The organism is Marinobacter sp. G11 (genome assembly GCF_021282325.1).
GTDB classification, from domain to species: Bacteria; Pseudomonadota; Gammaproteobacteria; order Pseudomonadales; family Oleiphilaceae; genus Marinobacter; species Marinobacter vinifirmus.
The window spans coordinates 1-5,972 of sequence record NZ_JAJSPB010000061.1 but is presented as its reverse complement, the minus strand read 5'-3'; the positions used below and the strand labels follow the sequence as shown (position 1 = coordinate 5,972).

Here is a 5,972-nt window from a genome sequence, read left to right as displayed (position 1 = left end):
TGATGTCTTTGGCCAGTTCGGCGGCCATGGCTTTGAGTTTTTCTTGATCCACTTGTGTACCCACGATGGTATCCTTTTGAAAAGATTACTCAGTCGTGGGCAGTTACACAATTTGGTTTACAGCCTCGTGTGCGTCCGACAATGATTCATGCCGGTATTTACTCCAGCACAATACAATATCTTAATGCTGTCGAAGCTACGGGCTCCGACGACTCTCAGATCGTTCGTAATCAGATGATTAATACCCCTATCAACGACATGTTCGCAACTAACGGAAGGATTCGTCAGGACGGTCGTATGGTCCATGATATGTATTTGGCTCAGGTTAAGACCCCGGAGGAATCCCAAGGGGAATGGGATCTATATAAGATTGTCCGCACTATTCCTGCAGAGGAAGCGTTCCGTCCCCTTTCAAATAGTGTTTGTCCTCTAGTCACCGACAACAGGTAATTTTTCGGCGTGGGCTCTTGAATATTGAGTTTGAAGAGCCCTTGCCGACCGGTTCGACAAGCTTTTGCCTTTACATTTTGTATTATCTGATTTGGAGTCCGTTGCATGTCAATGGTGTTCGGCGTTCCTCTTGCTGTGCTGTCTGGCCAGCTTCTGATCGGGATTATCAACGGCGCCTTTTACGCTCTGTTAAGCCTCGGCCTTGCGGTTATCTTCGGTCTGCTGAAGATCATCAACTTCGCCCATGGCGCCATGTACATGCTCGGTGCCCTAGTCACAGTGATTCTTTTTGACGTGCTGGGCGTTAATTACTGGGTATCTCTGCTTGTCGCCCCCGTTCTGGTTGGCGCTTTCGGCTTGTTCATTGAATACTTCCTGCTCCGGCGCATTGCTGGTCAGGATCATATCTACAGTTTGCTGCTCACCTTCGGGGCGGCCCTGATCATCCAGGGCGTCCTCACCAACATCTACGGAGTGTCCGGATTGCGCTATTCCATGCCGGATATGTTCAAAGGGGGCATCAACTTGGGTTTCATGTTCCTGCCGTACTACCGTGCCTGGGTGATCGTGGTGGCCTTACTCGTGTGTTTCGGCACCTGGTTCATCATCGAGAAAACCAAGCTGGGTTCCTACTTGAGGGCGGGCACAGAAGACTCGCAGCTGATGCAGGGTTTCGGCATTAACATGCCCTTGCTGGTGAGCCTGACCTATGGCTTCGGGGTGATGCTGGCCGCCTTCGCCGGTGTGCTGGCCGCGCCCATTTACTCGGTTACACCGGTCATGGGCGGCAACATTCTCATCGTGGTCTTTGCGGTTGTGGTGATCGGCGGCATGGGATCCATCAGTGGCGCAATTGTTACCGGAGTTCTCATGGGTGTGATTGAAGGTCTGACCAAAACGTTCTACCCACCGGCGTCATCGGCCGTCATCTTCCTGGTGATGGTGGTGGTCCTGATGACACGTCCCACTGGCCTGTTTGGTAAGGAGGCATAATCATGAATCAGTCTGTTAATCCTGCCGATATTCACAAGGCCATTGTTGAACAGCAGAAGGTACAGGATCTCAAGAAAATGATGATGAACGGGTTTCTACTGCTGTTGCTGCTGGCCGCACCGTTCGTGATGTACCCGGTCTTCCTGATGAAGATTCTGTGTTTTGCCCTGTTTGCGGTGGCCTTCAACCTGCTATTCGGTTTTACCGGCCTGCTGTCGTTCGGCCATGCCGCCTTTTTGGCCACCGGTGGCTATGCCACGGGATACCTGCTCAGCAATGTTACAGGGCTGACCACCGAGATGGGGATCATTGCTGGCACCGCCACTGCCACCCTGCTAGGGCTGGCATTCGCGTTGCTGTCAATCCGCCGGCAGGGTATCTACTTTGCCATGGTGACCCTCGCGCTGGCGCAACTAGTGTTCTTTTTCTTTGTGCAGTCCGAATTCACCGGCGGTGAGGACGGCCTGCATGGCATCCCCAGAGGTGAGCTGTTCGGTCTGATTAACCTCGAAGACAACCTGAACATGTACTACTTCGTTTTGTTGGTGTTCATTGCCTGCTACCTGTTGGTGCAGCGTATCGTCAGCAGCCCTTATGGCCAGGTCCTCAAAGCGATCAAGCAAAACGAACCACGGGCAGTGTCCTTGGGGTATAACGTGGATCGCTACAAGATCCTGGCGTTTGTGATCTCCGCCGCGCTGGCTGGTCTGGCCGGCTCCATGAAATCCGTGGTGTTCCAGCTGGCGTCACTGAACGACGCTCATTGGCATATGTCGGGCGAAGTTATTCTAATGACACTGGTTGGAGGTATGGGCACGCTGCTCGGGCCGGTGGTGGGCGCCACCTTTGTGGTGAACATAGAGTATCTGTTGTCGCAGGGCCCTCTGCGTGACTGGGTAGATCCCATACTGGGCGGCACCTTTTTGCTAACCGTTCTGGCGTTCCGCAGCGGTATTGTGGGTGAAATCCAAAAAGTCATAAAAAAGAACCTGGGGTGATTTAAACAAGCTGCGGCTGGATTCATTTTTGGCGAATCGAGCTATCAGTCATGCTAAATAACGAAATTTCTAGGTCCTTAAAAGCTCATAAAAACAGTATTGCCATAAATCAAAGCTACAGGAGCAAAAACGCTATCTCAGTTGTCCTGGCATGCTGAAACTTAAACTAAATTCGTTTTTATTAACAGTGTTTCGGATGGTGGGTATTTAATTTCTTGCGCCCTTTAAAAGCGCGATTTTGAGTTTTCAATATTTAAAAAATATTTAAAATAAAATATATGTATCAAGCCAAGCCATTTGCCTTAAGTGTGGCTGGCCATGAATAGAATGGGCGGAAATTATTGTTTCGCTGATTTCTTTTTGCTTTGGCATTTTTCCTGTTTTTGAAAAAAAATATTTCCAGAAATATAGATCCCCACGATGATTGAAAGCCGGTTCAGAAGCGGCGTTCAATAAGTTCCTATATTGTCAATCAGAACATAAGGTAAGAGGCTTGGTATCACCCCTCCCCCCCCCTTTGAGAGGGGAGGCTCTCAGCGGAGTAAATTACGATTGTATAAGCATCACAAAAGAAGTTTGAGATGTAAGTAGGTTTAAATGGATCTAAAAGGAAAATAACGATGCAATATAACAAAACCAATATATCTAAGATTGTCGCTATTACAACTACTCTTATGTTGCCTACAGGTTCGGTGTCCGCAATCGAACTAGATATGGCTGATATTAAGGCCAGCATTTATGGATATGCGAAGTTAGACATGATTTATGATGTTGACGCGTATATCGGACCTACCGTTACCCATCGTTTAATTTCCCTCGACGGTCAGGAGGGGGCGGAGGGACATACTAATCTTCACGCATTTCAAAGTCGTTTAGGGTTTAAAACTTCAAATCCCATCGCCGGAAGCACACTCAACACCACTATCGAGGGAGATTTTTACGGAGGCGGAGGCGGTCAATTCCGACTGCGACATGCATATGGTGAATGGAATGGAATTCTTGCAGGACAAACATGGACGAATTTTGGAGGTTTCCTGGGTTTTACGCCGGTTGTTGATTTCACTGCTCAGTTTGGACAGGGGAATATTACACGACAAGCTCAGCTGCGATATACAAGAGGTGGATTATCTATAGCATTGGAGGACCCCGGAAACATCGGAAGCAATGTTGACATGACTAATAGCCCCAGTACTGATGACGAGGTAAAAAATGGATATCCCGATTTAACTCTTCGGTATGAAGATAGTTATGGCGCTATTGGTTATGGCGTCTCTACGGTTTTAAGAGAGATCGCATATTACAATTCGGGTAGTAATACCGATGAAGGTATTCTGGGCTGGGGAGTAAATTTTGAGGCTGCTTCAAAGGTGACGGATAGATTTACCCTTAGGGGCGCATTTACATATGGTGATGGATTGGGGGGCTATCTCTACGGGTCACCCAGTGGTGCTGGATTTATTGACGCTAGCGGCACCGTAGACGGAATTAAGGGTGTCGGCGGCACTGTTGGTATGACAATTTCGGTTGGTACCGGAAATGTGAATGTTGCCTATGGAATTGCAACGGTGGACTTGGATGATGCAGTTGGCCAGGGCGCAATGTCTTCGCTAGCGACCGACAGAGCGGAAAGCATCTACCTAAACTATATTTGGTCACCTGCGAAGCGTATCAACTATGGCGTTGAGGCCGGTTATCACAGTCGTAGAACGCAAAGTGGCGAGGAAGGTGATGCAGTTCGTTTACAAGGAATGGTGCAATATGCTTTCTGACGTGCTCTATATGAAAATTTTTGGATAGAATAATTTCTTATCCCGAATATCAAAAGATATTTTGCCCTCGTTGGTATCTTGCCAACGGGGGATTCTTCCTAGTGGAGTGTAGAATTAAGAAAGCCAATTAGAAACTGGTGTTATTCAATTTTCATATTGTCTAAATTATATTGTTAATTATAATAATAAATAAAAATATAAATTCACGATCAAAATGATTATCCCGGAAAAATTCAGTTTGAATTCGGCAAGATCGAATATATTGATATAACTAAAGTTTCTTTTCGAAAAGTCACCCCCCCCCCCTTTTTGGGGGGGGATGATTTTGAAATGGTAAATTAGTATCCGTTTGTAGGCGTATAGAATGGTTTGATGTTGGTGCTGTAGGTGAGTCAAACATCTTCGATAGAGCTAGTACCATCTAGCGGTTCTCGCATTGGTTGAGTGCGAAAACTTCAGCTAACTAATAACACAGGGTCAGTATTTTTATAAGTCTGAAATATTTGTTTTGATAGGGGGCTTCAAATGGCGGCGTTGATCGCTGGTACAAGTCTTGTGCCGTTTGCGAAACCGGGTTTATCCGAACCTTATGACAGAATGGGCGCGGATGCTATTTCTCTGGCATTAAACGATGCCGGACTCTCACTCAAGCATCTAGATCAGGCTTATGTTGGGTATGTCTACGGCGACAGTACTTCAGGGCAACGAGCCGTTTACCGTGTTGGAATGACCGGAATTCCCATCGTTAATGTAAATAACAACTGTGCAAGTGGATCAACCGCACTGTTTTTAGCGCGACAGGTTGTAGAAAGTGGTGTTGCCGACTGTGTCTTAGCTTTAGGCTTTGAACAGATGAAACCTGGCGCACTTGAGCAAGTCTTTAGTGATCGACCCTCTCCTTTAGAAAAATTTGAAGTGATTGCTGATGAAGCCTTCGTCGATAAGCATGATCTGCCTATAACGTTAAAGTTGTTTGGCGGGGCAGGGAAAGCTCATATGGATTTTTACGGAACAAAGCTCGAAACGTTCGCTCGAATCCGCGCAAAAGCCAGTGATCATGCTTTCAACAATCCTCACGCGCTATTTCGAAAAAAAGTATCTACAGAAGAAGTGCTTCGTTCTAAATCAATTTGGCCAGGCGTAATGACAAAAATGATGGCATGTCCGCCAACCTGTGGAGCTTCAGCTGCTGTCGTGGTTTCGGAAAGATTTGCGTTGAAGCATGGGTTAGATGCAACCGTCCGTATCAGATCGCAGGCGATGGTTTCCGATTTTCAAGATACCTTCGTAGGTCCAGACATGATTAAGTTGGTTGGCGCAGGCCTAACGGAGTTGGCGGCCGCAAGAGTATATGAGCAATCTGGAGTGGCACCCGAAGATATTGACGTAATTGAATTGCACGATTGCTTTGCTCAAAACGAACTTATCACGTATGAGGCTCTTGGTCTTTGTTCTCCAGGAGAGGGTGAGCGTTTAGTTGAAGATGGTGATAACACATACGGAGGAAAGTTCGTCACAAATCCTTCCGGGGGTCTTCTTTCAAAAGGACATCCTTTGGGCGCAACTGGGCTCGCTCAGTGCTTTGAGTTGACCCAACAATTGCGGGGGAACGCAGGAGCTCGTCAGGTCGACAATGCCCGATTTGGACTACAGCATAACTTAGGGCTTGGTAGCGCAGCTGTAGTTACATTATACGAACGAACGAGATAAGTATTTCAGAAATATTATAATTTGTTTTGGTAGAGATTGAATTAACAAAACT

General features: G+C 47.0%; 4 protein-coding genes and 1 pseudogene. All 5 read left to right on the top strand.

Annotated features, from left to right (window positions below; genetic code table 11):
- Positions 1-126 precede the first annotated feature (126 nt).
- Positions 127-450, top strand: a pseudogene (locus tag LWH94_RS18675) (ABC transporter substrate-binding protein); the annotation flags it as partial.
- Between the two features lie 105 nt (positions 451-555).
- Positions 556-1,443, top strand: a complete 888-nt coding sequence (locus LWH94_RS18670; RefSeq protein ID WP_232903247.1) for a branched-chain amino acid ABC transporter permease — start codon at positions 556-558, stop codon at positions 1,441-1,443.
- A 2-nt stretch (positions 1,444-1,445) separates the two neighbouring features.
- Positions 1,446-2,441: a branched-chain amino acid ABC transporter permease gene (locus LWH94_RS18665; protein ID WP_232903246.1), complete on the top strand. Its 996-nt coding sequence runs from the start codon at positions 1,446-1,448 to the stop codon at positions 2,439-2,441.
- A 620-nt stretch (positions 2,442-3,061) separates the two neighbouring features.
- Positions 3,062-4,210, top strand: coding sequence for a DcaP family trimeric outer membrane transporter (locus LWH94_RS18660; RefSeq protein WP_232903245.1), 1,149 nt, complete (start codon positions 3,062-3,064; stop codon positions 4,208-4,210).
- A gap of 525 nt (positions 4,211-4,735) precedes the next feature.
- A complete protein-coding gene (locus LWH94_RS18655; RefSeq protein WP_232903244.1) occupies positions 4,736-5,920 on the top strand; it encodes a lipid-transfer protein in 1,185 nt (394 codons plus the stop codon).
- Positions 5,921-5,972: the final 52 nt, after the last annotated feature.

Bases quoted from the DNA above. Each gene is read 5' to 3' on its own strand.
- LWH94_RS18670 (WP_232903247.1), top strand. From the start codon at position 556: ATGTCAATGGTGTTCGGCGTTCCTCTTGCTGTGCTGTCTGGCCAGCTT.
- LWH94_RS18665 (WP_232903246.1), top strand. From the start codon at position 1,446: ATGAATCAGTCTGTTAATCCTGCCGATATTCACAAGGCCATTGTTGAA.
- LWH94_RS18660 (WP_232903245.1), top strand. From the start codon at position 3,062: ATGCAATATAACAAAACCAATATATCTAAGATTGTCGCTATTACAACT.
- LWH94_RS18655 (WP_232903244.1), top strand. From the start codon at position 4,736: ATGGCGGCGTTGATCGCTGGTACAAGTCTTGTGCCGTTTGCGAAACCG.